This is a genomic window from Microbacterium sp. PA5 (assembly GCF_049860775.1).
GTDB lineage: Bacteria > Actinomycetota > Actinomycetes > Actinomycetales > Microbacteriaceae > Microbacterium.
Genome location: NZ_CP187567.1, coordinates 1,986,392 through 2,012,853 on the forward strand (window position 1 = coordinate 1,986,392; position 26,462 = coordinate 2,012,853).

Genomic DNA, 26,462 nt, shown 5'->3' on the forward strand with positions numbered 1-26,462 from the left:
GCCATGCCTGCGCCCGTCATCACCTATCCGCCCGAGCTGCCCGTCAGCGCGGCGCGGGACGAGATCGCGCAGGCGATCGCGGAGCATCAGGTCGTCATCGTCGCCGGCGCGACCGGCTCGGGAAAGACCACGCAGCTGCCGAAGATCTGCCTGGAGCTCGGCCGGCGCAGCATCGCGCACACCCAGCCCCGCCGCCTCGCGGCCCGCACGATCGCCGAGCGCATCGCCCAGGAGCTGAGCGTGCCCCTCGGCGGCCTCGTCGGCTACAAGGTCCGCTTCACCGACCAGGTCTCCGCCGACACGCAGATCGCACTGCTCACCGACGGCATCCTCCTCAACGAGATCCATCGCGACCGGCTCCTGCGCCGCTACGACACGATCATCATCGACGAGGCCCACGAGCGCTCGCTCAACATCGACTTCCTGCTGGGCTACCTCACCCGCATCCTGCCGGAGCGCCCCGATCTCAAGGTCGTCATCACCTCCGCGACGATCGACCCCGAGAGCTTCGCGCGCCATTTCTCGCGCCCCGGCGCCGGTGACGGCGAGGAGCGCATCCCCGCCCCCGTCATCGAGGTCTCGGGTCGCACGTACCCCGTGGAGATCCGCTACCGCCCGCCGGCCGGGATCGCCGACACGGGCGAGGACGCGCCGCGGGCCGACGGGCGCGCGCCGGGGCCGGACGACGGCGACGACATCGACGCGCTCCTCGCGGCGCTGCGCGAGCTCGACCGGGAGCCCGACGGCGATGTGCTGGTCTTCCTCCCGGGCGAGGCGGAGATCCGCGACGCGACGGATGCCGTCCGCGGCATGTACGCCCGCGATGCGCGCCCGACCGAGGTGCTCCCCCTCTTCGGGCGGCTGTCGGCGGCCGAGCAGCACCGCGTCTTCGAGCCGTCGACGGTGCCCGGGGTGCGCCGGCGCGTCGTCCTGGCCACGAACGTGGCCGAGACGAGCCTCACCGTTCCCGGCATCCGCTACGTCGTCGACGCCGGCACGGCGCGCATCTCGCGCTACAGCGCCCGCTCCAAGATCCAGCGGCTCCCGATCGAGGCGATCTCGCAGGCCTCCGCCCTGCAGCGCTCCGGGCGGGCGGGGCGCACCTCGCCCGGCATCGCGATCCGCCTGTACGCGCAGGAGGACTTCGAGGGACGCCCCGAGTACACCGAGCCGGAGATCCTCCGCACCTCGCTGGCGTCGGTGATCCTGCAGATGCTGGCGCTCGGGTTCGGCGACATCACCGCCTTCCCGTTCCTCACTCCGCCCGACTCCCGCGGCGTCAAGGCCGCCATCGAGCTGCTGACCGAGCTGCGCGCGGTCGCGCCGGCGGGACGCCCGTCCCGCGGCGAGCAGCCCCAGTGGCGCCTCACGAGGATCGGCCGCGAGATCGCCCGCCTTCCCATCGACCCCCGCCTGGCGCGCATGCTCATCGAGGCCGAGCGGCTGCACGTCACCCGGGATCTGCTGGCGATCGTGGCGGGCCTGTCGATCCAGGACGTCCGCGAACGGCCGTCGGCAGACGACGGTGCGCGCCGCGAGGAGGCCGACCGGCTGCACGCGCGGTTCGTGGACCCCACCAGCGACTTCCTCACACTGCTCAACCTGTGGAACCACCTCCAGGACCAGCAGCGCGAGCTCGGCTCGAGCGCCTTCCGGCGACTGTGCCGCAGCGAGTACCTGAACTACGTGCGCGTGCGCGAGTGGTTCGACGTGCACCGGCAGCTGCGCACGCTGATGCGGCCCACCCGCGGCGCGCAGCCGACCGGTGGACAGAGCGCCGCACCGGGCGCCGAGACGGCGGCGGCCGACCCCGATGCCGTGCACCGCGCGATCCTGTCGGGTCTGCTGTCCCACATCGGCATCCTCGACACACGCTCGCTGAAGACGTCCCCGGCCGACAAGAAGCGCCGTCCGCTCGCGGAGTACCGGGGAGCCCGAGGGGCGAAGTTCTCGATCTTCCCGGGCTCCGGACTCCACGGCTCCCGCCGGGGCAGCGCGTCGCCCGACGCGGTCGTGGCGGCCGAGCTCGTGGAGACCTCGCGGCTGTTCGCGCGCACCGTGGCCGTCATCGATCCCGCCTGGGCCGAGGAGCTCGCCGGCGACCTCGCGCACCGCACCCTCAGCGACCCGCACTGGTCGAAGGACGCCGGAGCGGCGGTGGCGACCGAGAAGGTGACCCTCTTCGGCGTGGAGATCATCCCGCGGCGCAGGGTGCAGCTGGCCCGCACCGACCGGCCGCTCGCCCGCGAGCTCTTCCTGCGTCACGCCCTCGTCGAGGGCGAGTGGAACAGTCAGCACCTCGACAAGCGCCTCACCGCGTTCGAGCGGCGGAACCTCGAGCTGCGCCGGCGGCTCGAGAAGCTCGAGGAGCGCGAGCGCCGCCGCGACATCCTCGTCGGCGACGAGGCGGTCTACGCGTTCTACGCGGCGCGCATCCCGGCCGACGTGTTCGACGCGCGATCCTTCGAGGCCTGGTGGCGCACCGAGTCCGAGCGCACTCCGCGCCTGCTCGACATGAGCGAGGCCGATCTGCTCGACGACGCCTCCCGCGCGGACGAGCAGGACTTCCCCGCCCGCTGGCGCCAGCGCGACCAGGTGCTCTCGCTCGCGTACCGCTTCGAGCCGGGTGCGCCCGATGACGGGGTGAGCGTGGTCATCCCCCTCGCCCTCCTCGCCCAGCTGTCGCCCGACGGTTTCGACTGGCAGGTGCCGGGCATGCGCGACGAGCTCATCGCCGCGCTTCTGCGCGCCCTGCCCAAATCGATCCGCCGCCACGTCGTTCCCGCCGCGGACTGGGCCGCGAAGCTCGGCGCGGAGATCGCCGCAGACGGTCCGGAGTCCCACGACGGCGTCCCCGCGCAGACGCTGCGTGCGGCGCTGGCGTCCCGGATCCAGCGTGTCGCCAATCAGCCCGTGTCGCCGGACGACTTCGATCTCGAGCGCGTGCCCGCGCATCTCACCGTGTCGTTCCGCGCCGTCGACGAGCGCGGACGCGCACTGGGCGCGTCCCGCGATCTCGGCGAGCTCCAGCAGCGTCTGGCCGGCCGTGCCCGCACGGCGGTCGCCCGGTCGCTGAACGCTCGTCCGGGACCGGCGGCCGTGGCCGGTGCCGCGGCGCCCGCCACGGGGGTGACCATCGCGGAGCGCACCGGACTCGTGACGTGGGATCTCGACGCGCTGCCCGAGGTCGTCGACACCCGGGTCGCCGGCGGTGTCGTCCGCGGCTATCCGGCGCTGGTCGACGAGAAGGACGCGGTCGCGATCCGCATCGAGGCGACCGCCGAGCGCGCGGCGCGCCTCACCCACGCGGGCGTCCGCCGGCTGCTCCTGCTGGCCGTGCCGTCGCCCTCCGCGTACGTCCTCGAACACCTGACGGCCGCGGAGAAGCTCGCCCTGGCCACCTCGCCGTACCCGTCGGCCAAGGCCCTCATCGAGGACGCCCGGCTGGCGGTCGCCGACGCGGTGATCGCGCGCACCTCTCCGGTCGTCCGCACGCGCGCGCAGTTCGACGCCGTCCGCGACGCGTTCTCGGCGGTCGTCGTGGACGAGCTGTTCGCGGCGGTGTCGCTCGTCGCGCGCATCCTCACGCGCCTGCGCGACGTCGAGCGCGCGGTGCGGGCGCAGAACTCGATGACGCTGCTCGGCGCTCTCGGCGACGTCAAGGCGCAGGTCGCCGGTCTCGTCTTCCCCGGATTCGTCTCGCGGATCGGCCTGACACGGCTGGCCCACCTCCCGCGGTACCTCGAGGCCGCCGGCGAGCGCGTGTCGGGACTGGCCGACAACCCCGGCCGCGATCGCCAGCGCATGACCGAGTACGAGCGCGTCGCCGCCGCCTTCGCCGAGGCGGGCGGGACGATCCCGCTCCCCGCCGACGCCCCGCCCGCGCTCGTCCGCGCCCGGTGGCTCCTCGAGGAGTTCCGCGTGAGCCTCTACGCCCAGCGGCTGGGGACCGCCGAACCCGTCTCGCCCCAGCGCATCGCCAAGGCCCTCGCCGGTCGGGAGTAGTCTCCGCGACGTCTCCCGCCGTCTCCCCGCGGCACGCCCGGCGGGTAGCGTGGAGCACATGGCTCAGGCGATCACCTACACGCGATTCGGAGGGCCGGAGGTCCTCGCACTCACCGACGTCGAGGTCGGCGACCCCGGGGCGGGCGAGCTCGCGATCCGCGTCGAGGCGGCCGGCGTCAACCCGCTGGACCACAAGCTGCGCTCGGGTGCCCGCGCCTCGGGCGAGATCACCGCACCGCGGCGCGTCGGGAGCGACGCCGCCGGGATCGTGACCTCCGTCGGCGCCGACGTCGAGGGCTTCCGCCCGGGCGACGCCGTCGTGGTGGCCGGCGCCACCGGCGCCTACGCGACCGATCTCGTGGTGGCCGCCCGCCAGGTCTGGCTCCGGCCTCCGGCGGTCTCGGCGCCCGTGGGCGCGGCCCTGGGCATCCCCGCCGGCACCGCCTACCAGACGCTGCGCTCGCTCGCCGTCGGCGCGGGCGACACGCTGCTGGTCCACGGCGGATCCGGCGCCGTCGGTCAGGCCGTCATCCAGTTCGCCACCCTGTGGGGCGCGACGGTGCTGGCCACCACGAGCGATCGCCGTGCCGCCCGCGTGCGCGCGCTCGGAGCGACGCCGCTGTCCTACGCCGAGGGTCTCGAGGAGCGGATTCGCGCGGCCGCGCCGCAGGGCGTGACGGCCGCGATCGACATCGCCGGCACCGACGAGGCCCTCGCCGCGTCGCTGGCGCTGGTCTCCGACCGCAGCCGCATCGCGACGCTCGTGCGGGGCAAGGACGCCGACGGGCTCGGGATCCGGGGATTCATGGGCGGAAGCCCGCGGCCGCTCAGCGCCGGCGAGCTGGCATGGCGGGCCGAGGCGATCGCGGTGACGCTGCCGCTGATCGCCGCCGGTGCCTTCTCGGTCGAGCTCGGTCCGTCGTTCGCGCTCCGCGACGCCGCCGACGCGCATCGGCAGGTGGAGGCGGGGGTCGACGGCAAGGTCGTGCTGCTGCCGTAGCCGGCGCCCGGCTCACGGCTCAGGCGCCGGCTGACAGACCGCCGATGACGCCCGAGACGATCATGTACAGGCCGATGGCGCCCACCACGATCCAGATCGTGATGCGCGCCGTCGACGGCCCCTGCGGGGCCGGATCCCCGGGCCGGAACGAGTCGTCCCGGCCCGAGGAATCGCGTCCGAAGAGGTTCATCAGTGACCGGCTCGACGCTTGTTGTAGACGTCGAACGCGACCGCCAGCAGGAGCACGAGGCCCTTGACGGCCTGCTGCCACTCGATGCCGATGCCCATGATCGACATTCCGTTGTTGAGCACGCCGATGATGAGACCACCGATGATGGCGCCGCCGATGGTGCCGACGCCGCCCTGCACCGCGGCACCGCCGATGAAGGCCGCCGAGATCGCCTCGAGCTCGAAGCCGTCACCGGCCTTCGGGCCGGCGAGGTTTAGACGAGCGGTGAAGATGAGCCCGGCCAGCGCGGCCAGCACGCCCATGTTGACGAAGAGCCAGAAGTCGACGCGACGTGTCTTGATGCCCGACAGCTCCGCGGCGTGACGGTTGCCGCCGATGGCGTAGATGTGGCGGCCGAACACGGTGCGGTTCATGACGATGCCGTAGACGAGCACCAGCACGGCGAGCACGATCAGCGTGACCGGGATGCCCTTGTACGAGGCGAGCGCCCAGGTGAACCAGCCGATGACGACGGCGATGAGCGCGAGCTTGGCGACGAACCACAGGAACGGGTCGACGTCCTGCTCGTACTTCTGCCGCGCCGAGCGGGTGCGCACCTGCTGCACGATGAGGGCCACGATCGCCACGGCGCCGATGACGAGCGTGAACAGGTCGATGTCGGACTCGCCGAACAGGCCGGAGAGGAACCCGTTGCCCAGTGCCCGGTACTCGGTGGGGAAGGAGCCGATGTTCTTGTTGCCGAGGACCACCAGCGCGAGGCCTCGGAAGATGAGCATGCCGGCGAGCGTCACGATGAACGCCGGGATGCCCACATAGGCGACCCAGAAGCCCTGCCACGCGCCGACGAGGGCGCCGATGAACAGCGACAGCACGATCGCGAGCCACCAGGGCAGCCCCCAGTGCACCGCGAAGACGCCCGAGACCGCCCCGATGAATGCGGCGACCGAACCGACCGAGAGGTCGATGTGGCCGGCGATGATGATCATCACCATGCCGATCGCGAGCACGAGGATGTAGCCGTTCTGCACGACCAGGTTCGAGATGTTCTGCGGGCGGAGCAGGATGCCGTTGGTCAGGATCGCGAAGAGCGCCACCACCGCGATGAGGGCGATGAAGATGCCGTTCTTGCCGAGATCGGACAGGACGGTCGTGAACCACCGGGTGAACTTGTTCTCGGGCGGGTTGACCAGCCCGCCGGCGGCGGTGTCGGGGGAAAGGGTGTCGTTGGACATGTGCGGTTCTCCTGCCCTCAGCGGGGCTTCTCCATGGTCATGAGCTTGAGGACGTTCTCGGGGGTCGCGTCGCCGATCGGCAGCTCGCCGGTGATCCGCCCCTCCGAGAGCGCGTACACGCGGTCGGAGATGCCGAGGAGCTCGGGCAGCTCCGACGAGATGACGATGACGCCCTTGCCCTCCGCGGCGAGCTTGTTGATGATCGTGTAGATCTCGTACTTGGCCCCGACGTCGATGCCGCGCGTGGGCTCGTCGAGGATGAGCACCTCGGGGTCGGAGTAGATCCACTTCGACAGGACGACCTTCTGCTGGTTCCCGCCCGAGAGCTTCCCCGTGGGCACCAGCACGTTGGGCGCCTTGATGTTCATGCTGCGGCGGTAGCCGTTGGCGACCTTGTACTCCTCGTTGTCGTCGACGAGGCCGCCCCTCTCGAGCTTCTTCAGCGACGCCATCGAGATGTTGCGCTTGATGTCCTCGATGAGGTTCAGGCCGTAGGTCTTGCGATCCTCGGTGGCGTACGCGATGCCGTTCTCGATCGCTTCGGCGACCGTGCGGGTCTTGATCTCGCGGCCGCGGAGGAACACCTTGCCGGAGATGCGGGTGCCGTAGCTGTGGCCGAACAGGCTCATCGCGAACTCGGTGCGGCCCGCGCCCATGAGGCCGGCGATGCCGACGATCTCGCCGGCGCGGACGTTGATCGACACGTTGTCGACGACCACGCGGCTCGGGTCCTGCGGGTGGTGGGCCGTCCAGTCCTCGACGCGCAGCAGCTCCTCGCCGATCTGCGGCTCGTGGTCGGGGTAGCGGTGCTCGAGGTCGCGGCCGACCATGTCCTTGATGATCCGGTCCTCGGTGACGTCGGCCTTGGCGATCGTCTCGATCGTCTTGCCGTCGCGGATGACCGTCACCGTGTCGGCGACCTTCTTGATCTCGTTCAGCTTGTGGCTGATGATGATCGACGTGATCCCCTGCTCGCGCAGGCTCAGGATCAGGTCGAGCAGGTGGTCGGAGTCCTCGTCGTTGAGCGCGGCGGTCGGCTCGTCGAGGATGAGGAGCTTGACCTCCTTCGACAGCGCCTTCGCGATCTCGACGAGCTGCTGCTTGCCGACTCCGATCTGGTTGACGCTGGTCGTCGGGTTCTCCTTGAGGCCGACGCGCTTGAGGAGCGCGGCCGCCTCGTAGTTCGTCTTGTTCCAGTCGATGAGACCGCCGGCGCCCTTGCGCTCGTTGTTGAGGAAGATGTTCTCCGCGATCGACAGGTACGGGCTGAGCGCCAGCTCCTGATGGATGATGACGATGCCGCGCGCCTCGCTGTCGCGAAGGTTCTTGAACTCGACGACCTCGTCCGCATAGCGGATCTCGCCGTCGTAGCTGCCGTGGGGGTACACACCAGACAGCACCTTCATGAGCGTCGACTTGCCTGCGCCGTTCTCGCCGCAGATGGCGTGGATCTCGCCGCGCTCGACGCTGAAGTTGACGTTCGACAGGGCTTTCACGCCCGGGAACGTCTTGGTGATGCCACGCATCTCGAGGATGGTTTCGCTCACGATCTCCGACTTCCTTGTGGGGATTAGGGGGGAGGCTACCGGATGGCGGCGGTGGCGGGAGGGATTCCCGCCACCGCCGCGACGCGGATCGGACTCAGAGCCCGAGCTCCTCCGCCGTCCAGTATCCGGTGTCGACGAGCGCCGACTCCACGTTGTCCTTCACGACCTGCACGGGTGCCAGCAGGTACGAGGGGACGACCTTGACGTCGTTGTCGTACGTCTCGGTGTCGTTGACCTCGGGCTCCTCGCCGTTCAGCGCGGCGACCGCCATGTCGGCGGCGACCTTGGCCAGCTCACGCGTGTCCTTGAAGATCGTCGCGTACTGCTCGCCGGAGAGGATCGCCTTGACCGAGTCGACCTCGGCGTCCTGGCCGGAGATGATCGGCCACTCGTCGCCCACGGAGTAGCCCGCGTCGGTCAGAGCGGAGATGATGCCGCGCGAGATGCCGTCGTAGGGCGACAGCACCGCGTCGACCTGCGAGCCGTCCGAGTAGTTCGCCGTGAGGATGTCCTCCATGCGGCTCTGGGCGGTCTCGCCGTCCCAGCGCAGCGTCGCGGCCTGCTCGATCGTGGTCTGACCCGACTTCACGACGAGCGTGCCGTCGTCGATGAGGGGCTGCAGCACGTCCATGGCGCCATCCCAGAAGAAGAACGCGTTGTTGTCGTCGAGCGACCCGGCGAACAGCTCGATGTTGAACGGACCCGCGGGGGCGTCGGCCTTGGCCGTGCCGTCGAGCTCGGTGAGGCCCAGCCCGTTGAGGACGGTCCACGCCTGCTGCTGTCCGACGAGGAAGTTGTCGAAGGTCGCGTAGTAGTCGACGTTCTCGGTGCCCTTGATGAGGCGGTCGTAGGCGATGACCGGGATCTCGCTGTCGGCGGCCGTCTGCAGCACCTCGGAGAGCGTCGTGCCGTCGATCGAGGCCACGATGAGCGCCTCGGCACCCTTGGTGATCATGTTCTCGATCTGGGACACCTGCGTGGGGATGTCGTCCTCGGCGTACTGCAGGTCGACGGTGTAGCCCTGGCCCTCGAGGGCCGCCTTGACGGCGTCGCCGTCCTGGATCCAGCGCTCGGAGCTCTTGGTCGGCATCGCGACGCCGATCAGGCCGCCGTCGCCGCTGCCCTCGCCGCCGTCGGTGCTGCCCGGCGTCGTGTTGCCGGCGCACGAGGTGAGCAGGAGCGCGCCCGCGGCGACCGTGGCCAGCATGATCTTCTTGATCTTCACTGTGGTTCCTTTCCCCTGGACATCTCTGTCATGGGTTCTTGGTGTTCTTGGTGTTCAGTTGTGACCGCTTTGTCGCATCGGGGAACGCCCCTCGCGGCTACCGGCGGTCGTCGGTGGTCTGTCCGTACACGTTCTGGTAGCGGTGGTACAGGGCGTCGATGGACTCCTGCGGGATCGGGATCAGCTCGCCGCCCTGCCGGGCCACGTGCACCGTGCGCGCGACGTCCTCGAGCATGACCGCGGCCTTCACGGCGTCCTTCGCGGTCGCCCCGATGGTGAACGGCCCGTGGTTCTGCATGAGCACGGCGCGGCTGCGGTGGCCGGTGAGGGTCTCCACGATCCCGCGGCCGATCGAATCGTCGCCGATGATCGCGAACGGGCCGACGGGGATGGGTCCGCCGAACTCGTCGGCCATCGCGGTGATGACGCAGGGGATCTCCTCGCCGCGCGCCGCCCATGCCACCGCGTAGGTCGAGTGCGTGTGCACGACTCCGCCCACCTCGGGCATGTTCCGGTAGACGTAGGCGTGCGCCGCGGTGTCGCTGGAGGGCGCCCGCTCGCTGCCGGGAGTGCCGGGGATGACGTTGCCGTCGAGGTCGCAGAGGATCATGTTCTCGGGTGCGAGATCGTCGTACGAGACGCCGGAGGGCTTGATGACGAACAGGTCGGCGCCGGGCACGCGACCCGACACGTTGCCGCCGGTCCAGACCACCAGGCCGTAGCGGACGAGCTCGGCGTGCAGTGCCGCCACCTCGGCGCGCACACGGGCGATCGCCACCTCGGTCTTGACGCCGTTGACGTACCGGTCAGCGTCCCTCGTTGACACCACTGTGCAGACTCCCTTGTCCCGCGTCGATTCGCGTGGATGATGTGACGGTTCATGTGACCGTTCACATTGCGACACTATAGCCATGACCCGGTCCGGTGTGTCAACTCCGGAGATGTCTCGGCTTCGTAACGGCGCCTACAGGCGCGGTGCGCGACCCGTCGAGGAGCGCACGAGGAGCTCGGGGATGATGGCCGGGATCGCGCGATCGGTGCCTCCCCCGAGCAGCAGATCGACGCACCGCCGGCCGAGCTCGGCGAAGTCCTGGCGCACCGTCGTCAGCGGCGGCCAGAAGTGCGACGACTCGGGGATGTCGTCGAAGCCGACGATGCTGATGTCGCGCGGGCAGTCCAGCCCCTCGTCGCGGATCGCGTGCAGCAGGCCGAGCGCCATCTGGTCGTTGGACGAGAAGATCGCGGTGAAGTCGCGGAAGCGGAGCAGCTCGCGGCCCGCGTAGTAGCCGAACTCCGCCGTCCAGTCGCCGAGGATCGGTGCGGTGGTCGGGATGTCCCACGCGCTCATCTCCTCGAGGAATCCGCGCATGCGCGCCTCGGCCTCGATCCAGTCCTGCGGCCCGGCCAGGTGGTAGATCGAGCGGTGGCCGAGCTCGATGAGGTGGCGCGTGGCCAGGCGGGCACCGGCGATCTGGTCGACGCTGAGGGTGTGGTCGGGGTCGAGGTCCGTCGACTGCAGCGTCACGTACGGGATGTCCAGCGGCTGCGCGGACAGCGCCCGGATCACCCGGACCTGCGGCGCGATGACGACGAGCCCCTCGATCGACTGCGCCATGAGGTGCGACAGCCCGTCGGGGATCGCCTGGGCGTCGGCGGCGTCGATGTTGGCGGTGGACACCCAGTAGCCGCGCGCCCGCGCCGCCGCTTCGATCGCCGCGATCGACGAGGCCGGACCGTACTGCGTGGCCGAGGCGGCCAGGATGCCGATCGTGCGCGAGCGGCTGGTGACGAGCGCCCGCGCCGCGCGGTTGGGGCTGTACGAGATCTCCGCCATGACCGCGAGGACCCGGTCGCGCGTCTCGGGGCGGATGCTCGGGTGATCGTTGAGGACGCGGGACACCGTCTGGTGGGAGACCCCCGCCAGACGCGCGACATCGCGGATGCTGGGCCTGCGTCCGCCGGCGTCGTCGCTCATGGCATCTCCGAGTTCTCGATGTGCACGGTCACACCGATTGAGGCCATTATGCACGGAAATCCGCCGGAGCACCCGATCGGAATGTGACAGTCACACTAATCCCGCGCCCGGGGCATGTGACAAGGGCTCCCCCTGTCACACGACCGCATCCCGGGCCGCGGGCCCGCCGCCCGTCCTATGCTGTGCCCATGGCCGACCTGTCCCGACACCTCCCGCTCAGCAACCGGCCGTCGCAGGACGAGTCGGGAGTCACCGCCGACCGCCGCGAGGCTCTCGCGGTCGTCGTGCGGCAGGCCCACGACCTGACGGCCGGCACGCAGGCTCCCCCGGCCGAGGCGGCCGCGCGCTTCCTCGCGGAGTCCCGGCTCGACCGGGAGTTCGCCGGACGCCCCCTCCCCGAGGTCGCCGACGCGGTCGCCGCCGGCGCTCCCCGCGGGATCCGCGCCCTCGCCGACGCGGTGCGCGCGCTGCTGAGCCTCGCCGCGGACCGTCCGGTCGACCTCGATCCGGTCACGACCGGCTCGGTCGCCCTCTACGCCGTCGGCCGAGCGCCCTTCGACCGCCGCGCGGTCGTCGGCGGCTGCACCCTGCGGGCGACCGACGCCGGGTGGGAGTTCGGCCGCGGTCCCGAGCGCGCCGCCCCCGCGCGGCAGATCCTGGACTTCGCCCTCGGGCTCGCCGACGTGCCGCCGCCGCTCACGACGCGGCGATGAGCTCGCGGTAGAACCCGATCCCGCGCAGCCAGACGGCCACGCGGATCCGCTCGTCGTGGGAGTGGAGCGCGTCGCGCTCGCTGCGGGTGAGGTGGAACGGCGTGAAGCGGTAGACGTGATCGCTGATCTCGGTGAACCACCGGCTGTCGCTGGCGCCCAGCTGTATGTAAGGCGTCGTCAGGATGTCGTCGCCGAGCGCCGACGCCACCGCCGTCGCGATCCGCCGCCAGGCCGCACCGCGCCACGGCGACACGGGCGACGGGTCGGATCCGTGCCGCACCTCGATCTCGAGCTCCGGGTCGGCGACCACCTGTCGCACGCGCTCGGCGGCCGAGGCCACGGTGTCGCCGGTGAGCAGGCGGATGTTGATCGCGGCGCGCGCCGTGGTCGCGAGGACGTTCTCACCCGGGGCACCCGACAGCTCGGTGGCCACCGCGGTCGTGCGGACCATGGCGTTCATCTCCGGCCCGAGCCGCGGGAACACCCGCGCGAGCAGCGGACCGGTGAGGCCGAGGTTGCCGAACACCCAGCGCAGCGGCTGCGGCGCGTGCGGCGCCACGGTCGCGAACAGCGCCCGCACGGGCGGCGCGATCCGGGGTGGGAAGGGGCGGCGGTGGATGCGGTCGATGGCGCGCGCGAGGCGCGCCGTCGCGGGAAGGGCCGGCGGGGTGGAGGCGTGCCCGCCGCCCTCGCGGGCGGTCAGCAGCAGCGTCATGACGCCGCGCTCGGCGACTCCGACCATGGCGGTGGGCACCTCGACGCCCGGGATGACGCCGTCGACCACCGCGCCGCCTTCGTCGATCACGAGGCCGGGCCGCACGCCGCGCTCCCGCAGGGCGGCCACGATCGCGCGGGCCCCTCCCCCGGCGGTCTCCTCGTTGTGACCGAAGGCGAGGTAGACGTCGCGCGCCGGCCGGCGCCCCTCGGCGACGAGCCGCTCCACGGCCTCGAGGATCGCCACGAGCGATCCCTTGTCGTCGATGGCGCCGCGGGCATGGATCTCGGCGGCCTCGCCCTCGCCCACGAGCTCGGCTCCGAACGGGTCGTGCCGCCACTCGCCCGCGACGACGGGCACGACGTCCAGGTGGGCCATGAGCACCGTCGGGCCCTCCGACGCCGTCGCCGTCGCGCCCGGCCAGCGGTACAGGAGCGAGTGGCCCGCGATCACCTCGCGCTCGAGCACGGCGTGGAGCCCGGGGTAGAGGCGCGGCAGGGCGGCGAGGAACAGGTCGAACGGCACCGGATCGACGAGCGCCTCGTCGGCGTGGGAGACGGTCGGGATCCGCAGCAGCTCGCGGAAGCGCTCCACGGCATCCCGGGAGGCGCGATCGAGGTGGTCGATGGTCACCCACCGAGCCTAGGGCGCGACGCCGGCGGCTGACGCGCGGTCGCCGGGTCGATAGGCTCGACCCATGACCGGACTTCGCTGGGGAATCCTCGCCACGGGCGGCATCGCGCACGCCTTCACCCGCGACCTGCGGACGGCGGGACGGACGGTCGCGGCCGTCGGCTCGCGCCGCCCCGAGGCTGCGCAGGCCTTCGCCGACGAGTACGGCATCCCCCGGGCGCACTCCTCCTACGAGGCGCTCGTGGGCGATCCCGATGTCGACATCGTCTATGTGGCGACCCCGCACAGCCGCCACTTCGAGGACGCCGCGCTCGCCCTCCAGGCGGGCAAGCACGTGCTGATCGAGAAGCCGGTCACGCTCGACGCGGACGAGGCGCAGGCCCTCCAGGACATCGCCGCCGACGCCGGGCTGCTCGCCATGGAGGCGATGTGGACCCGCTACCTGCCGCACATGGTGCGCATCCGCGAGATCGTCGCCGCCGGCACGCTCGGCGAGGTGCGCACCGTCTTCGCCGACCACACGCAGCGGATCTCCGCCGATCCGCAGCACCGTCTGAACGCGCTCGCCCTCGGCGGCGGGGCGCTGCTGGACCTCGGCGTGTACCCGATGTCGTTCATCTGGGACGTGCTCGGGGAGCCGACCGGCATCCGCGCCCTCGGCCGGCTCGCCGACACGGGCGCCGACAGCGAGGTCGCCGCCTCGATGGTCCACGCCGGCGGCGCGGTCTCCTCGTTCGTCACCTCGTCGCGCGGCGCGGGGCCGAACACCGCGAGCATCGTCGGCGCGGACGCCCGCATCGACATCGACCGCGTCTGGTACACCCCGACGGCCTTCCGCGTGGTGACGCCCGACGGCGACGTCCTCGAGGAGTACCGCTCCGAGGTCGACGGACGCGGGATGCAGTACCAGGCGCTGTACGCCGAGAAGCTGCTCGCCGAGGGCCGCACCGACAGCGACCTGCTGCCCTTCGCCGAGAGCGTCGCGATCATGGCCGCGCTCGACGAGATCCGCGCGCAGGTGGGCGTCGTCTACCCGGACAAGGACTGACCCGGCGGGCGACTCCGGGCCCAGGCACGCCCAGGAGGTCCAGGCCACGCCCAGGAGGTCCAGGCCACGCCCAGCAGGTCCAGGCCACGCCCAGCAGGTCCAGGCCACGCCCAGCAGGTCCGGGGCACGCCCAGGAGGTACAGTGTCGTTCGTGGTACGCCGGAACACGCCACCCGGTTCGCAGTCGTCGCTCCGGGAAGCCAACAGGACTCGCGTCGTCGAGTCCCTCAAGAGGCATGGGCGCCTGACGCAGATCGAGCTCGCCGGCAGCACCGGGCTCTCGCCGGCGACGGTGTCCAACATCGTCAAGGAGCTCACCGCCGCCGGAGTGCTCCACACCTCGTTCACCTCCCGCAGCGGCCGCCGGGCGACCCTCGTCGCGCTCGCCCGCCGGGTGGGCCTCGTCGCCGGCGCCCACTTCAGCACCCGGCAGCTGCACATCGCGATCGCCGACGCCACGCGCACGACCGTCGCCGAGACCGTCGTCCCGCTGGCACCCGGTCACCGCCACGACGCCGAGCTCGATCGGCTGACCCTGCTGCTGGGCGACATGGTGGAATCCCTCGGCGGCTCGCTCGGCGATCTGCTCGCCGTGGGCGTGGCCCTGCCCGCCCCGATCGACCCCCGCACCGGGATGGTGTCCACACCGGGGCTGCTCCCCGGATGGGAGGGCGTGGACGTCGCCGCGAGCCTGTCGGCCCGCATCGGCCGCCCGGTGTTCGTCGACAGCGAGGCGAACCTCGGCGGCCTCGCCGAGGCCCGCGAGGCCAGCGGCCGCGGCGCGAGCTCGTCGGTGTTCGTGCGCGTCGGCCACACCATCAGCGCCGGGCTCGTCGTCGACGGCGACCTGTTCCGCGGCGTGAGCGGCAAGACGGGGCAGATCGGCCACGTGACGATCGACGAGAACGGCCCCGTCTGCCGCTGCAGCAACCGCGGCTGCCTCGAGATGTACGCGGCGGCGCCCGCGCTGCTGGCGCTGTTCCCCGAGAGCGAGGGGATGCAGCGCCTGGCCGACCTGCTGGCCGCCTCCGACGCGGGCGTCGGCGCGGCGCACCGAGTGATCGCCGATGCCGGCCGCCACATCGGGATCGCTGTCGCGAGCCTGTGCAATCTCTTCGATCCCGAGGTCATCATCGTGGGGGGCGAGCTCGCCCAGGCGGGCGAGATCCTGCTCGCGCCGATGCGGCACGCCCTCGCGCGCTCGGCGCTGCCGGCGACGGGCGGGCTGCCGGAGATCGTCGCCTCGTCGTTCGGCGAATGGGGCGAGACGCGGGGCGCCATCGCGATGGCACTCGATCACGTGAGCGTCGACGCCGACGTCACCGCGCGTCTGGCCTGACCCGGGCACCATCCCATCCGAGGAGACCCCTTCGTGCAGCGTCGCACCCCTCTCTCCGCCGCAGCCTCCGTGCTCGCGGGCCTCCTCGCGATCGCCGCGGCCGGCTGCGCGCCCGTCGGCGGCGCGCCGGAGATCGCGCTGCTGCTCCCCGACAAGAAGACGGCGCGGTACGAGACGTTCGACCGTCCGATCTTCGAGGAGCGCGTCGCCGCGCGGGGAGACTACGACGTCCTCTACGCGAACGCGGATCAGGACGCCGCCAAGCAGCAGCAGCAGGCGGAGTCCGCGCTCGCCGCGGGCGTGAAGGTGCTCGTCCTCGATCCCGTCGACGCGAAGGCGGCCGCCACGATCGTCGGAGCCGCCACCGCGCAGGGCGTGCCCGTCGTGGCCTACGACCGCCTGGTCGACGGCGGAGGGCTCGCCTACTACATCTCCTTCGACAACGTGCGCGTCGGCGAGCTGCAGGCCGAGGCGCTCGCGCAGGCGCTCGCCGCCGACGGCGCACCCGACGGCGGCGTCCTCATGGTCAACGGGTCGCCCACCGACAGCAACGCGGCGCTGTTCCGCGAGGGCGCCCGCCGCGTGCTGGCCGAGCGCGGGGTGACGGTGCTGGCCGAGTACTCGACGCCGGACTGGAGCCCCGACAAGGCGCAGGACTGGGTCGCCGGCCAGATCAGCCAGTACGGCGAGAGGATCTCGGCCGTCTATGCGGCCAACGACGGGACCGCCAGCGGCGCGATCGCGGCGCTGCGCGCGGCCGACGTGCAGCCTCTCCCGATCGTGACCGGTCAGGACGCCGAGCTCACCGCGATCCAGCGCATCCTCACGGGCGATCAGTACATGACGGTCTACAAGGCGCTCCGCCCGCAGGCCGAGCGCGCCGCCGACGTCGCGGTCGACCTCGTCGAGGGACGCGAGGTCACCGGCGAGCTCGAGGTCGACGGCACGCCGGCGACTCTGCTGGTGCCCGTCGCCGTCACCGTCGACGACATCGTGTCGACGGTGATTGCGGACGGCTTCTGGACTGTCGAAGATATCTGTACTCCCGCGTACGCAGCCGCGTGCACGGCCGCCGGCATCCGTGAGGACGAGACCCCGTGACGACCCCCGCCCCGCTCCGGACGGGTCGATCCCGCGAGCGCGTGCTGACGATGCGCGGCGTCGGCAAGCGCTTCGGCGCCGTGCGCGCGCTCACCGACGTGGACTTCTGGGTGAACGAGGGCGAGGTGGTCGCCCTCATCGGCGACAACGGCGCCGGCAAGTCGACGCTCGTCAAGGTGCTGGCCGGCGTCCACGCGCCCGACGCGGGCACGATCGAGTTCGAGGGCGAGGCGGTCGAGATCGCCAGCCCCGCCGACGCGCAGGAGCTCGGCATCGCCACCGTGTTCCAGGACCTGGCGCTCTGCGACAACCTCGACGTCGTCGCCAATCTCTGGCTCGGGCGCGAGCTGACGATCGACGGCGCCCTCGACGAGGTGGGCATGGAGCAGCGCACGTGGACGCTGCTCCGCGAGCTCGCGGCGAAGATCCCCTCCGTCCGCACGCCGGTGGCGGCGCTCTCGGGCGGGCAGCGACAGACGGTCGCCATCGCGCGCTCGCTCATCGGCCAGCCGCGCGTCGTCATCCTCGACGAGCCCACGGCGGCGCTCGGGGTCGCCCAGACCGCCGAGGTGCTGAACCTCATCGAGCGCCTCCGCGAGCGCGGGCACGGGGTCGTGCTCATCAGTCACAACATGGCCGACGTCCTGGCGGTCGCCGACCGCGTCGCCGTCCTGCGGCTCGGGCGCAACAACGGCGAGTTCACCGCCGCCGAGGTCACCAGCGAGACGCTCATCGCCGCGATCACCGGTGCCATCGACGTCTCCCGGCGCGCGGGCGCCGCCCCGCCGCCCCCCGAACGCCCGGGCAGTCCGCAGAGCCCGATCATCCCGCTGTCGGACCGCCGCCGCCGTCCGGGGAAGACCTCGTGAGCGCAGGCGACGAACCGCGTCCCGCGCTGCGCGCGCGCCTGGAGTCGTTCGGCACGCGCATCCGGGGAGGCGACCTCGGGGCGCTGCCGGTGATCGCCGGGCTCGCGGTGATCTGGGGCGTGTTCCAGACGCTCAACCCCGTGTTCCTCTCGAGCACCAACCTCGTGAACCTGACGATGCAGTGCGCCTCGATCGGCACGATCGCCCTCGGGATCGTCGTCGTGCTGCTGCTCGGCGAGATCGACCTCTCGGTCGGCTCGGTCTCGGGCATGGCCGCCGCGATCCTCGCCGTGGCCTTCGTGCAGGCCGAGTGGCCGCTGGTGCTGGCGCTGCTGGCCGCCGTCGCCTCCGGCGCGGCGGTGGGACTGCTCTACGGACTCCTCTACACCCGCTTCGGCCTGCCGAGCTTCGTGATCACCCTCGCCGGGCTGCTCGGCGTCCTCGGCGTGCAGCTGTGGGTGCTCGGGGAGACCGGATCGATCAACCTGCCGTTCGACTCGTGGATCGTCCAGTTCGCGCAGCAGATGTTCCTCCCGCCGTGGCTGTCCTATGTGCTCGTGGTCGCCTCGGTCTCCGCGTACGCCTGGTCCGCCCGCCGTCGCGCGGTGCGGCGCGCCGCGGCGAACCTCGACAGCCGGAGCACGTGGGAGATCGTCACGCGCAGCGCCGTGACGCTCGTCCTCCTCCTCGGCGCCGCGTGGTACCTGAACCTCTCGCGGGGCGTCGGGGTCATGTTCGTCTTCTTCGTGGCGCTCGTCGTCGCCGTGCACCTCGTCCTCTCCCGCACCCGCTGGGGCAGGGCCGTCTACGCGGTCGGCGGATCGGTGGAGGCGGCGCGCCGGGCCGGCATCCGGGTGGAGCGGATCTACCTGTCGGTCTTCGTCCTGTGCGCCACCCTGGCCGCCGTCGGCGGGGTCCTCGCCGCCGGGCGCCTTGCGGCCGCCAATCAGAGCACCGGGACCGGCGACACGAACCTCAACGCCATCGCGGCGGCGGTGATCGGCGGCGTCTCGCTCTTCGGCGGTCGCGGGACCGCCTTCGCGGCGCTCCTGGGGGTCATCGTCATCCAGTCGATCAGCTCCGGGCTGACCCTGCTGAACCTCGACTCCTCCGTGCGGTTCGTGGTGACGGGGGTCGTCCTCGTGCTCGCGGTCATCGTCGACTCCCTGTCGCGGCGCACGCGCGCGGCCGCCGGCCGCGGCTGAATCGCGCCCCTCGTCGCCGCATTCTGAGTTCACCACGCAAACGATGCGAGACCGATATCTCTTCTTTATGTTCATGTCTTGACTCCAAGAGGTGAACTCATCAGGATCATCACCAGGTGGTGCGACGACGCGCCTCCCTCGGCTCGCGATTTCGATGTGGAAAGGCGAATGATGAAGAAGTCCGCTCTCCTGGCGGCCGCTGCGCTCAGCAGCGCCGTCCTCCTCCTGGCCGGCTGTGCCGGCGGAGGCACCCCGACGCCCACCTCGACCGACGGCGAACCCGCGCCGGAAGCCGGGCGCGCGTGCGTCATCCTCCCCGACGCGGCCTCGTCGCCGCGGTGGGAGAACTTCGACCGGAAGTACCTGCAGGAGGGTCTGGAGGGGGCCGGCTTCGAGGTCGACATCCAGAACGCGCAGGGCGACGTGTCCAAGTACGCGACGATCGCCGACCAGCAGCTCACCCAGGGCTGCGGCGTCATGCTGCTCGTCGACTACAACGGCGCCGCGGAGGGCGTGGCGACCAAGGCGAAGGGCCAGGGCATCCCGGTCATCGCCTACGACCGTCCGTTCGCCGGCGCCGACTACTACGTGTCCTTCGACAACGTCGAGGTCGGCCGCCTCGAGGGCCAGACCGTCCTCGACGGGCTGAAGGCCGCCGGCAAGGACCCGGCCACGGCGCAGGTGTTCTACATGGGCGGCGACCCCACCGACGGCAACGCGGCGATGTTCCGCGAGGGCGCGGTGGAGGTCATGGAGGCCGCGGGCATCACGGCGGTCGCCGAGCCCACCGGCGTGTGGGACGGCGCGAAGTCGCAGACCAACTTCGAGCAGGCCCTGACGGCCAACGACGGCAAGGTCGACGGCGTCTGGGCCGCCAACGACACCAACGCCGACGGCGTCATCAAGGTCCTGCAGGACAAGGGCCTGGAGGGCGTCGCGGTCTCCGGTCAGGATGCGAACCTCGAGGGGCTCCGCAACATCCTCACCGGCTGGCAGACGGCCACGGTGTACAAGCCGGTCAAGCTCGAGGCCGACAAGGCCGTCGAGGTGGCCACGGCACTCCTCAAGGGCGAGACCGTCGCCGCCGACCAGAAGCTCGAGGACGGCACCCCGTACATCGCGGTGGCTCCCCAGCTCGTCGGACCGGAGCAGGTGAAGGACGTCGTCGCCGCCGGTGACGCGTCGGCCGCCGAGATCTGCACCGGCGACATCGACGGTGTGAGCCTCGCCGACAAGTGCGCGGAGTTCGGCGTCGAGTGACACCCGCCTCGGGGGGCGTCGCGTCTTCGCGGGCGCGACGCCTCCCGTCACGTATCCCATGACATCGCAAGGAAGCGGGACATGACAGAACCGATCATCAGACTGCGCGGAGTGAAGAAGGCCTTCGGCCCCGTAAGCGTGCTCAAGGGGGTGGACCTCGTCGTCATGCCGGGCAAGGTCACCGCGCTCGTCGGCGACAACGGCGCCGGCAAGTCCACCCTCATCAAGGGACTGGCGGGCGTGCAGCCCTACGACGACGGAGAGGTGCTCTTCGACGGCGAGCCGGTGACGCTGCACACGCCCCGGGACGCGGCCGGACTCGGCATCGAGGTCGTCTACCAGGACCTCGCCCTCTGCGACAACCTGGACATCGTGCAGAACATGTTCCTCGGGCGCGAGGAGCTCTCCGGGGGCACGTTCGACGAGGGCCGCATGGAGCGCGACGCGTCCGACACGCTGCGCTCGCTGTCGGTGCGGACGGTCAAGTCGGTGCGTCAGAAGGTGTCCTCCCTCTCGGGCGGCCAGCGCCAGACGGTCGCGATCGCGCGCGCCGTGCTCAAGCGGGCACGCGTCGTGATCCTCGACGAGCCGACCGCCGCTCTCGGCGTCGCCCAGACCGAGCAGGTGCTCAACCTCGTCCGGCGGCTGAGCGACCAGGGCGTCGCCGTCGTGCTCATCAGCCACAACCTCACCGATGTGTTCGCCGTCGCCGACGACATCGCCGTGCTGTACCTCGGCCAGATGGTGGCCCAGGTGCGCACGGCGGAGACGACCCGGGACGAGATCGTCGGCTACATCACCGGCACCAAGGTGCCCGCCGGCGTCGACCTGATCGGCACCAGCACCATCGCCATCGGAGGAGACGCATGACCACGACCGAGCGCACCGCGGCGGCTCCCGACCCCGTCGCGAGCGACCTGATCGGCAGCGGCGTCGAGGGCGGCCTCAGCGACCAGCTGAGCGCCTGGTGGCAGCGCGTGCGGGGCGGAGAGATGGGCGCGCTCCCCGCGATCGCGGGGCTCGTCTTCCTGGCGATCCTCTTCGGGTCGCTGAGCCCCTTCTTCCTCACCCCGATCAACTTCGCCAACCTCATGAACCAGTCCGCGGCGCTCGTCGTGCTCGGCATGGCGCTTGTCTTCGTCCTGCTGCTGGGAGAGATCGACCTGTCCGCCGGCGTCACCGGCGGCGTGTCGATGGCGGCGTTCGTCGTCCTGAACGTCAAGGGCGGGATCCCGTGGCCGCTCGCCCTCGCGGCGGGCTTCGCGGTCGGCATCGCCACCGGCGCCCTGATCGGCTTCCTGGTGGCGCGGGTGGGCATCCCCTCGTTCGTCGTCACCCTGGGCCTCTTCCTCGGCTATCAGGGGCTCGCACTCCTCATCATCGGCGCGGGCGGCCTGTATCCGATCAACGCCCCCGAGGTCATCGCGCTGCAGAACGGCCGGCTGCCGGTCTGGGGCGGGTGGGTGATGCTCGCCGTCATGCTGCTCATCTCCGGGGCGACGTCGTTCTGGGACCGGCGGCGCCGCACGCGCGCCGGCGTGCCCAACCGTGCGATCTCGCTCGTGTGGATCAAGCTCGCGGTGATCGCCGTCCTCGGCGGCGCGGCGGTCGCGATCCTGAACCTCAACCGCTCGCAGTCGGTCATCCCCATCGAGGGCGTGCCGATCATCGTGCCGGTGGTGCTCGCCATCCTCTGGATCGGCACCTTCGTGCTCGATCGCACCCGTTTCGGACGCTACGTGTACGCGATCGGCGGCAATGCCGAGGCGGCACGGCGCTCGGGCATCAAGGTGCGGTGGATCAAGTGGTGGTGCTTCGTGATCTGCTCCGGCCTCGCGGTCGTGGCGGGACTGTTCGCGCAGGCGCGCATCGGGTCGGTCGACGGTGCCGCCGGGCGCGACATCGTCCTCTCGGGTGTCGCGGCCGCGGTCGTGGGCGGCGTGAGCCTGTTCGGCGGCCGCGGACGCCTCGTCCACGCCGCGATCGGCGCACTCGTGATCGCCGTGATCATCAACGGGCTGGCGCTCCTGCGCCTGGAGGCCGGGATCAACCTGCTGGTGACCGGCGGCGTCCTGATCCTCGCCGCGACCGTCGACGCCCTGTCGCGCGTGCGCAGCGGCGGGGCGCGGGCCTAGCTGCGGCCGGGCCCGTCCTGCTGCGAACGGCGGCGGGCGAGCTCGGCGCGGAGGCGGTCCTCCTCGATCTCCCGCTCGAGGTCGGCGAGCTGCTGCTCGGTCGAGCGCTCCTCGCGGCGCACCGTCGGCGGGGCGGGCGGCGCCGACGCCCAGGGCGCGAACTGCGGCGCGCGCGGCGCCGCCTGCCGCTCCGGCCACTCGCGCCCCAGGGCGAACCAGAGGATCGAGCCGATCAGCGGCATGAGGATCACGAGGATCAGCCAGACCGGCTTGGGCAGGTGCTTCACCTGGCTCTGGTCGCGCAGGATGATGTCCACGATCGCGAGCACCATCACGGTCACGACGAGCAGCGACACGAGGAACGGCATGTCGGGAGTCTAGGAGGCCGCCGCGGTCCGCCGCATCCCCGATCCGCGCCTCGGCCGCGTCGCCGATCGCGCGATCCCCCGGTCCGCCGTGGAGCCTGACACACTGGTGCCATGCCCGATCCGCAGAACCGCGTCGCCGTCTACCTCGACTTCGACAACATCGTCATGAGCTGGTACGACCGTGTGCACGGCCGCAACTCGTTCGCCCGCGACCGGCAGAAGATCGCCGAGAACTCCGCCGAGCCCGAGGTCGCCCAGCGCCTCAAGGACGCCACGATCGACGTCGGGGCGGTCATCGACTATGCGGCGTCGTTCGGCACGCTGGTGCTCACGCGCGCATACGCGGACTGGTCCTCGCCCGTCAACGCCGAGTACCGCTCGCAGCTCGTGGCGCGCGCCGTCGACCTCGTGCAGCTGTTCCCGGCCGCGGCGTACGCGAAGAACGGCGCCGACATCCGCCTCGCCGTCGACACGGTGGAGGACATGTTCCGCCTGCCCGACCTCACCCACGTCGTCATCGTGGCCGGCGACAGCGACTACGTGCCGCTCGCCCAGCGGTGCAAGCGGCTCGGCCGCGTGGTCGTCGGCGTCGGCGTGGCCGGATCGACGGCGAAGTCCCTCGCGGCGGCGTGCGACCAGTTCGACGCGTACGACACGCTGCCGGGCGTCCAGGCGCCGGAGCCGGCGAAGAAGCCCGAGTCGGCGCCGGCATCGCGCCGCAAGCGCGTCGCCGCCGATCCGACCGCGGAGCTGCTGGCGAGGGCGCTGCGCCTGGAGCAGGAGCGCACCGACGAGGACTGGGTGCATCTGTCGGCGGTGAAGAACCTCATCAAGCGGATGGATCCGTCCTTCAGCGAGAAGGGCCTGGGCCATCGGTCCTTCTCGGACTTCGTGAAGGCCCATCCGGCCGTCGCAGAGCTCGACGAGTCGACCAACATCGTGCGCGTGCGCCTGGTCGGCGACCGCTGACCGGTCGGCGCCGGGCCCGATCAGCCCGCGCGGAGGGTCAGCGGCGCGTGCTCCACAGGGCCCACGCCACGAGGACGGGCTGGAACAGCAGCCGGCCGTACCGTGCGGCATCGCTGTCGAGACCGAATCCGTCGCGCTTCCCGAGCGCCTGGGCGATGTTGCCGGGGAAGACGGCGACGAAGAACGCGGCGAGCAGGGCGCCGATGCGCCGGCGCTCGCGCGGCAGGGCGACCAGCGCCGCGCCGAGCATGATCTCGACCGCACCCGACGCCACGACGACACCGTCCTTGTCGATGGGGAGCACCTCGGTGACGAGGTCGGGGACCTGCGCCTGGAACTCCCGGCGCGCCCAGAACAGGTGGCTGACGCCGGCGAACACCATCGAGGCTGCGAGCAGCCACCGCGCGAGAGTCCTCATGCCCCGAGCGTAGCCCGCGCCTCCGGATGCGAGGCGCGTCGGTAGGCTGGTGACGTGAGCGATGGGGCGCAGTCTGCGATCGTGCGGATGCCGGACGGCACCGTCAAGCAGGTGGGACCGCTCACCGGCACGCGGGTGTGGACCGTCCCCGGCCGGGCGCATCGGCCCCTGGCTGCGCCGCGCGACGACCCGCGCCGACTGGCTCCCGGCGAGGAGCGCCGGCTGTGCGCCTTCTGCACCGACCGCTACCTGGAGACGACGCCGGAGAAGGCGCGGCTGGTCGGCCCGGACTTCCGCGAGCTGCGCCGGGTGCCTGCGGACGAGGTCGACGACACCGTCGCCGAGTTCCGGCGGTTCGGGAACCTCTTCGAGATCGTCTCGGCGGAGTACTGGCGCGAGAACCACGGGTTCCGCCAGCCCGCGTCGATCATCGAATGGGCCCGGGACTACCTGTCCAACCCGGTGGGTCGCGCTCATCTCGAGAAGTTGGCCGCGATCCGCGCCGCCGCGTCGGGCACGATCTCGTCGCTCGAAGAGGCGACGCTCGATCTGCTGGGCGGGTCGCACGATGTGATCGTCGCGCGTCGCCACGTGGCCGACGGGGCGGAGCGCGACGACGAGCTCGTCTCGTCGGGCGCGCTGACCCCCGACGAGCATGGCGCGTACGTCGCCTTCACGGTCGCCGCGCTGGCCGACATCCAGGCCGCTCAGCCGCACGCCGCGTACGTGTCGGTCTTCCAGAACTGGCTGCGCCCCGCGGGCGCCTCGTTCGAGCATCTGCACAAGCAGCTCGTCGCCATCGACGAGCACGGTCCGCAGACCGACCGCGAGCTGCGGATGCTCGCGGGCGACCACCTGCTGTACCAGCACCGCATCATCGATCTGTCGGTCGACGAGGGCCTGGTCGTGGCCGCGAACGACGGCGCGGTGGCCGTCGCCGGCGTCGGCCACCGCTACCCCGCGTTCGAGGTGTTCTCCACCGCGCGGGAGAACCTGCCGCAGGATCACTCCCCCGCCGGCGTCCGCGCCGTGTCCGACCTCGTGCACGCCCTCCACGCGGTCACCGGTGTGCATGTGCCCACCAATGAGGAGTGGCACTACCGCCCGCCCGAGGCGCCGTGGCCGATGCCCTGGCGCGTGGTGCTGAAGTGGCGGATCTCCAATCCGGCGGGGTTCGAAGGCGGCACGAAGGTGTACGTCAACACGATCGACCCGTGGGAGCTGCGCCGCCGCGCCGTCGCCGACCTCCAGGAGCTCCGCCGTCGGGGGGTGATCGCTCCGGGAATCCGCGTGGGCGACGAGGTGACCGCCGACGACACGAGGCTGCGCTACTCCGAGGGGATCGATTCCGAGTGACATTCCCATACGAGCAGCTGCGGCGCCGTCCCGACGTCGAGGCCCCGGGGCTCGTCGCCGCCGATGCCGCCGACCGCCTGCTCCTCGACGAGTCGGCCGACGCGCGGGCGGACCTCGACGCCGCGGCAGCGGGCGCTGCGGGCGGCCTCGTGGTGATCGGCGACGCGTACGGTGCGCTCACCCTCGGGGCGATCCATGCGGGCGCCCGGGGAGTGCGGGTCCACCAGGACGCCGTCACCGGCGAGGAGGCCCTGGCGGCGAATGCCGGCGCCCTCGGAATGCGGCCGGACTTCGCATCGATGCCGCTGACGGCCCCGCTGGTCGAAGGCGCCCGAGTGGTCCTCCTCCGCCTGCCGCGGTCGCTCGACGCGCTGCGCGATGTCGCGGGCCTGATCGCCGCGCACGCCTCGCCGGACGTCGTCGTCTATGCCGGTGGCCGCATCAAGCACATGTCGACGGCGATGAACGACGTGCTCCGGACGCATTTCTCGTCGCTCGACATCACCCACGCGCGGCAGAAGTCGCGCGTGCTCGTCGCGCGCAGCCCGCGCGACGGGCGTGATCCGGAGCCTGCGGCGAGCGTCGTCGACGGCATGCAGGTCCGCGCCTTCGGCGGCGCGTTCGCCGGCGCGCGCCTCGACATCGGGACGCGCCTGCTGCTCGCCCACCTTCCCGTCTCGTTCCCGCCGGGCGCGGGCACCCGCGAGGATCCTCTGCTCGACCTCGCATGCGGCACGGGGGTGATCGCCGCCCACCTGGCGCTGCACCATCTGGGACTGCACGTGGTCGCCTCCGACCAGTCGGCGGTCGCCGTGGCGTCGGCGCTCGAGACGATGGCCGCCAATGGCGTCGCCGATCGCGTCGAGGTCGTCCGCGACGACGCCCTGCGGTCCCGGGCGGACGCCTCGGCGTCGTTCATCGCGCTGAACCCGCCCTTCCACAGCGGCGCCGCGGTGTCGGACCGGGTCGCCCCGCGGCTCTTCGCCGATGCGGCGCGCGTGCTGCGCCCCGGCGGAGAGCTCTGGGCCGTGTGGAACTCGCCGCTGGGCTACCGGCCGACGCTGGAGCGTCTCGTGGGGCCGACACGTCAGGTCGCCCGCGACGCCAAGTTCACCGTCACCGTGTCGACCCGGCGCTGACCCCGGGATTCCGCGGCCGG

General features: G+C 71.7%; 23 protein-coding genes. 14 read left to right on the forward strand and 9 right to left on the reverse strand.

What is annotated here, in order from left to right:
- Positions 1-3 precede the first annotated feature (3 nt).
- Together hrpA and ACPWUT_RS09290 are read left to right on the forward strand one after the other, a co-directional pair.
- A complete protein-coding gene (hrpA, locus tag ACPWUT_RS09285; RefSeq protein WP_425836774.1) occupies positions 4-4,005 on the forward strand; it encodes an ATP-dependent RNA helicase HrpA in 4,002 nt (1,333 codons plus the stop codon).
- A gap of 58 nt (positions 4,006-4,063) precedes the next feature.
- Positions 4,064-5,005 (forward strand): quinone oxidoreductase family protein, encoded by a 942-nt coding sequence (locus ACPWUT_RS09290; RefSeq protein WP_284527689.1) that lies wholly within the window; start codon positions 4,064-4,066, stop codon positions 5,003-5,005.
- A 19-nt stretch (positions 5,006-5,024) separates the two neighbouring features.
- Here the strand turns inward: ACPWUT_RS09290 and ACPWUT_RS09295 are convergent, their stop codons facing one another.
- From ACPWUT_RS09295 to ACPWUT_RS09320, 6 genes are all read right to left on the reverse strand, one after another.
- Entirely contained in the window at positions 5,025-5,195 is a 171-nt protein-coding gene (locus ACPWUT_RS09295; protein ID WP_425836779.1) for a hypothetical protein, read from the reverse strand.
- Complete coding sequence (mmsB, locus tag ACPWUT_RS09300; RefSeq protein ID WP_425836782.1) at positions 5,195-6,427, reverse strand: multiple monosaccharide ABC transporter permease; 1,233 nt, start codon at positions 6,425-6,427, stop codon at positions 5,195-5,197. Before mmsB ends, ACPWUT_RS09295 begins: the two co-directional genes overlap by 1 nt.
- Before the next feature lie 17 nt (positions 6,428-6,444).
- Entirely contained in the window at positions 6,445-7,974 is a 1,530-nt protein-coding gene (gene mmsA / locus ACPWUT_RS09305; RefSeq protein ID WP_284527692.1) for a multiple monosaccharide ABC transporter ATP-binding protein, read from the reverse strand.
- Positions 7,975-8,068: 94 nt separating this feature from the next.
- Positions 8,069-9,181 (reverse strand): multiple monosaccharide ABC transporter substrate-binding protein, encoded by a 1,113-nt coding sequence (gene chvE / locus ACPWUT_RS09310; protein ID WP_425842246.1) that lies wholly within the window; start codon positions 9,179-9,181, stop codon positions 8,069-8,071.
- 115 nt (positions 9,182-9,296) lie between these two features.
- Positions 9,297-10,025, reverse strand: coding sequence for an L-ribulose-5-phosphate 4-epimerase (locus tag ACPWUT_RS09315; RefSeq protein WP_425836786.1), 729 nt, complete (start codon positions 10,023-10,025; stop codon positions 9,297-9,299).
- A gap of 138 nt (positions 10,026-10,163) precedes the next feature.
- A complete protein-coding gene (locus ACPWUT_RS09320) occupies positions 10,164-11,174 on the reverse strand; it encodes a LacI family DNA-binding transcriptional regulator (RefSeq protein WP_425836789.1) in 1,011 nt (336 codons plus the stop codon).
- A 188-nt stretch (positions 11,175-11,362) separates the two neighbouring features.
- On the opposite strand from ACPWUT_RS09320, the gene ACPWUT_RS09325 reads away from it, so the two are divergent.
- Positions 11,363-11,887 carry a hypothetical protein gene (locus ACPWUT_RS09325; RefSeq protein WP_425836792.1) on the forward strand — a complete coding sequence of 175 codons (525 nt, stop codon included), beginning with the start codon at positions 11,363-11,365 and terminating at the stop codon, positions 11,885-11,887.
- Here ACPWUT_RS09325 and ACPWUT_RS09330 read toward each other — a convergent pair.
- Positions 11,871-13,235 (reverse strand): M20/M25/M40 family metallo-hydrolase, encoded by a 1,365-nt coding sequence (locus tag ACPWUT_RS09330; RefSeq protein WP_425836795.1) that lies wholly within the window; start codon positions 13,233-13,235, stop codon positions 11,871-11,873. The two genes, ACPWUT_RS09325 and ACPWUT_RS09330, sit on opposite strands and share 17 nt — an antisense overlap.
- Before the next feature lie 64 nt (positions 13,236-13,299).
- On the opposite strand from ACPWUT_RS09330, the gene ACPWUT_RS09335 reads away from it, so the two are divergent.
- From ACPWUT_RS09335 to ACPWUT_RS09370, 8 genes are all read left to right on the forward strand, one after another.
- Positions 13,300-14,283 carry a Gfo/Idh/MocA family protein gene (locus ACPWUT_RS09335; protein ID WP_425836798.1) on the forward strand — a complete coding sequence of 328 codons (984 nt, stop codon included), beginning with the start codon at positions 13,300-13,302 and terminating at the stop codon, positions 14,281-14,283.
- Positions 14,284-14,434: 151 nt separating this feature from the next.
- Positions 14,435-15,622 carry an ROK family transcriptional regulator gene (locus ACPWUT_RS09340; RefSeq protein ID WP_284527698.1) on the forward strand — a complete coding sequence of 396 codons (1,188 nt, stop codon included), beginning with the start codon at positions 14,435-14,437 and terminating at the stop codon, positions 15,620-15,622.
- Positions 15,623-15,655: 33 nt separating this feature from the next.
- On the forward strand, positions 15,656-16,723 hold the full coding sequence (locus ACPWUT_RS09345; RefSeq protein ID WP_425836802.1) for a sugar ABC transporter substrate-binding protein: 1,068 nt from the start codon (positions 15,656-15,658) through the stop codon (positions 16,721-16,723).
- A 50-nt stretch (positions 16,724-16,773) separates the two neighbouring features.
- Positions 16,774-17,592, forward strand: a complete 819-nt coding sequence (locus tag ACPWUT_RS09350; RefSeq protein ID WP_284528030.1) for an ATP-binding cassette domain-containing protein — start codon at positions 16,774-16,776, stop codon at positions 17,590-17,592.
- A complete protein-coding gene (locus ACPWUT_RS09355) occupies positions 17,589-18,797 on the forward strand; it encodes a sugar ABC transporter permease (RefSeq protein ID WP_425836805.1) in 1,209 nt (402 codons plus the stop codon). The genes ACPWUT_RS09350 and ACPWUT_RS09355 overlap by 4 nt, the downstream gene beginning before the upstream one ends.
- A 171-nt stretch (positions 18,798-18,968) precedes the next feature.
- Positions 18,969-20,057 (forward strand): sugar ABC transporter substrate-binding protein, encoded by a 1,089-nt coding sequence (locus tag ACPWUT_RS09360; protein ID WP_425836808.1) that lies wholly within the window; start codon positions 18,969-18,971, stop codon positions 20,055-20,057.
- Positions 20,058-20,138: 81 nt separating this feature from the next.
- On the forward strand, positions 20,139-20,927 hold the full coding sequence (locus tag ACPWUT_RS09365) for an ATP-binding cassette domain-containing protein (protein WP_425836811.1): 789 nt from the start codon (positions 20,139-20,141) through the stop codon (positions 20,925-20,927).
- Entirely contained in the window at positions 20,924-22,192 is a 1,269-nt protein-coding gene (locus tag ACPWUT_RS09370; RefSeq protein WP_425836814.1) for a sugar ABC transporter permease, read from the forward strand. The genes ACPWUT_RS09365 and ACPWUT_RS09370 overlap by 4 nt, the downstream gene beginning before the upstream one ends.
- Here the strand turns inward: ACPWUT_RS09370 and ACPWUT_RS09375 are convergent.
- Positions 22,189-22,560: a PLD nuclease N-terminal domain-containing protein gene (locus ACPWUT_RS09375; protein ID WP_425836817.1), complete on the reverse strand. Its 372-nt coding sequence runs from the start codon at positions 22,558-22,560 to the stop codon at positions 22,189-22,191. The genes ACPWUT_RS09370 and ACPWUT_RS09375 overlap by 4 nt on opposite strands.
- A 111-nt stretch (positions 22,561-22,671) precedes the next feature.
- On the opposite strand from ACPWUT_RS09375, the gene ACPWUT_RS09380 reads away from it, so the two are divergent.
- Complete coding sequence (locus tag ACPWUT_RS09380) at positions 22,672-23,529, forward strand: NYN domain-containing protein (RefSeq protein ID WP_425836820.1); 858 nt, start codon at positions 22,672-22,674, stop codon at positions 23,527-23,529.
- Between the two features lie 37 nt (positions 23,530-23,566).
- Here the strand turns inward: ACPWUT_RS09380 and ACPWUT_RS09385 are convergent, their stop codons facing one another.
- Entirely contained in the window at positions 23,567-23,947 is a 381-nt protein-coding gene (locus ACPWUT_RS09385) for a DoxX family protein (RefSeq protein ID WP_425836823.1), read from the reverse strand.
- Positions 23,948-24,001: 54 nt separating this feature from the next.
- Here ACPWUT_RS09385 and ACPWUT_RS09390 point away from each other — a divergent pair, with 54 nt between their 5' ends.
- A complete protein-coding gene (locus tag ACPWUT_RS09390) occupies positions 24,002-25,303 on the forward strand; it encodes a DUF4921 family protein (protein WP_425836826.1) in 1,302 nt (433 codons plus the stop codon).
- On the forward strand, positions 25,300-26,442 hold the full coding sequence (locus tag ACPWUT_RS09395) for a class I SAM-dependent methyltransferase (RefSeq protein ID WP_425836829.1): 1,143 nt from the start codon (positions 25,300-25,302) through the stop codon (positions 26,440-26,442). The genes ACPWUT_RS09390 and ACPWUT_RS09395 overlap by 4 nt, the downstream gene beginning before the upstream one ends.
- The last annotated feature ends 20 nt before the right edge of the window (positions 26,443-26,462 follow it).

Bases quoted from the DNA above. Each gene is read 5' to 3' on its own strand.
- hrpA (WP_425836774.1), top strand. From the start codon at position 4: ATGCCTGCGCCCGTCATCACCTATCCGCCCGAGCTGCCCGTCAGCGCG.
- ACPWUT_RS09290 (WP_284527689.1), top strand. From the start codon at position 4,064: ATGGCTCAGGCGATCACCTACACGCGATTCGGAGGGCCGGAGGTCCTC.
- ACPWUT_RS09295 (WP_425836779.1), bottom strand. From the start codon at position 5,195: ATGAACCTCTTCGGACGCGATTCCTCGGGCCGGGACGACTCGTTCCGG.
- mmsB (WP_425836782.1), bottom strand. From the start codon at position 6,427: ATGTCCAACGACACCCTTTCCCCCGACACCGCCGCCGGCGGGCTGGTC.
- chvE (WP_425842246.1), bottom strand. From the start codon at position 9,181: ATGCTGGCCACGGTCGCCGCGGGCGCGCTCCTGCTCACCTCGTGCGCC.
- ACPWUT_RS09320 (WP_425836789.1), bottom strand. From the start codon at position 11,174: ATGAGCGACGACGCCGGCGGACGCAGGCCCAGCATCCGCGATGTCGCG.
- ACPWUT_RS09325 (WP_425836792.1), top strand. From the start codon at position 11,363: ATGGCCGACCTGTCCCGACACCTCCCGCTCAGCAACCGGCCGTCGCAG.
- ACPWUT_RS09335 (WP_425836798.1), top strand. From the start codon at position 13,300: ATGACCGGACTTCGCTGGGGAATCCTCGCCACGGGCGGCATCGCGCAC.
- ACPWUT_RS09350 (WP_284528030.1), top strand. From the start codon at position 16,774: ATGCGCGGCGTCGGCAAGCGCTTCGGCGCCGTGCGCGCGCTCACCGAC.
- ACPWUT_RS09360 (WP_425836808.1), top strand. From the start codon at position 18,969: ATGAAGAAGTCCGCTCTCCTGGCGGCCGCTGCGCTCAGCAGCGCCGTC.
- ACPWUT_RS09365 (WP_425836811.1), top strand. From the start codon at position 20,139: ATGACAGAACCGATCATCAGACTGCGCGGAGTGAAGAAGGCCTTCGGC.
- ACPWUT_RS09370 (WP_425836814.1), top strand. From the start codon at position 20,924: ATGACCACGACCGAGCGCACCGCGGCGGCTCCCGACCCCGTCGCGAGC.
- ACPWUT_RS09375 (WP_425836817.1), bottom strand. From the start codon at position 22,560: ATGCCGTTCCTCGTGTCGCTGCTCGTCGTGACCGTGATGGTGCTCGCG.
- ACPWUT_RS09380 (WP_425836820.1), top strand. From the start codon at position 22,672: ATGCCCGATCCGCAGAACCGCGTCGCCGTCTACCTCGACTTCGACAAC.
- ACPWUT_RS09385 (WP_425836823.1), bottom strand. From the start codon at position 23,947: ATGAGGACTCTCGCGCGGTGGCTGCTCGCAGCCTCGATGGTGTTCGCC.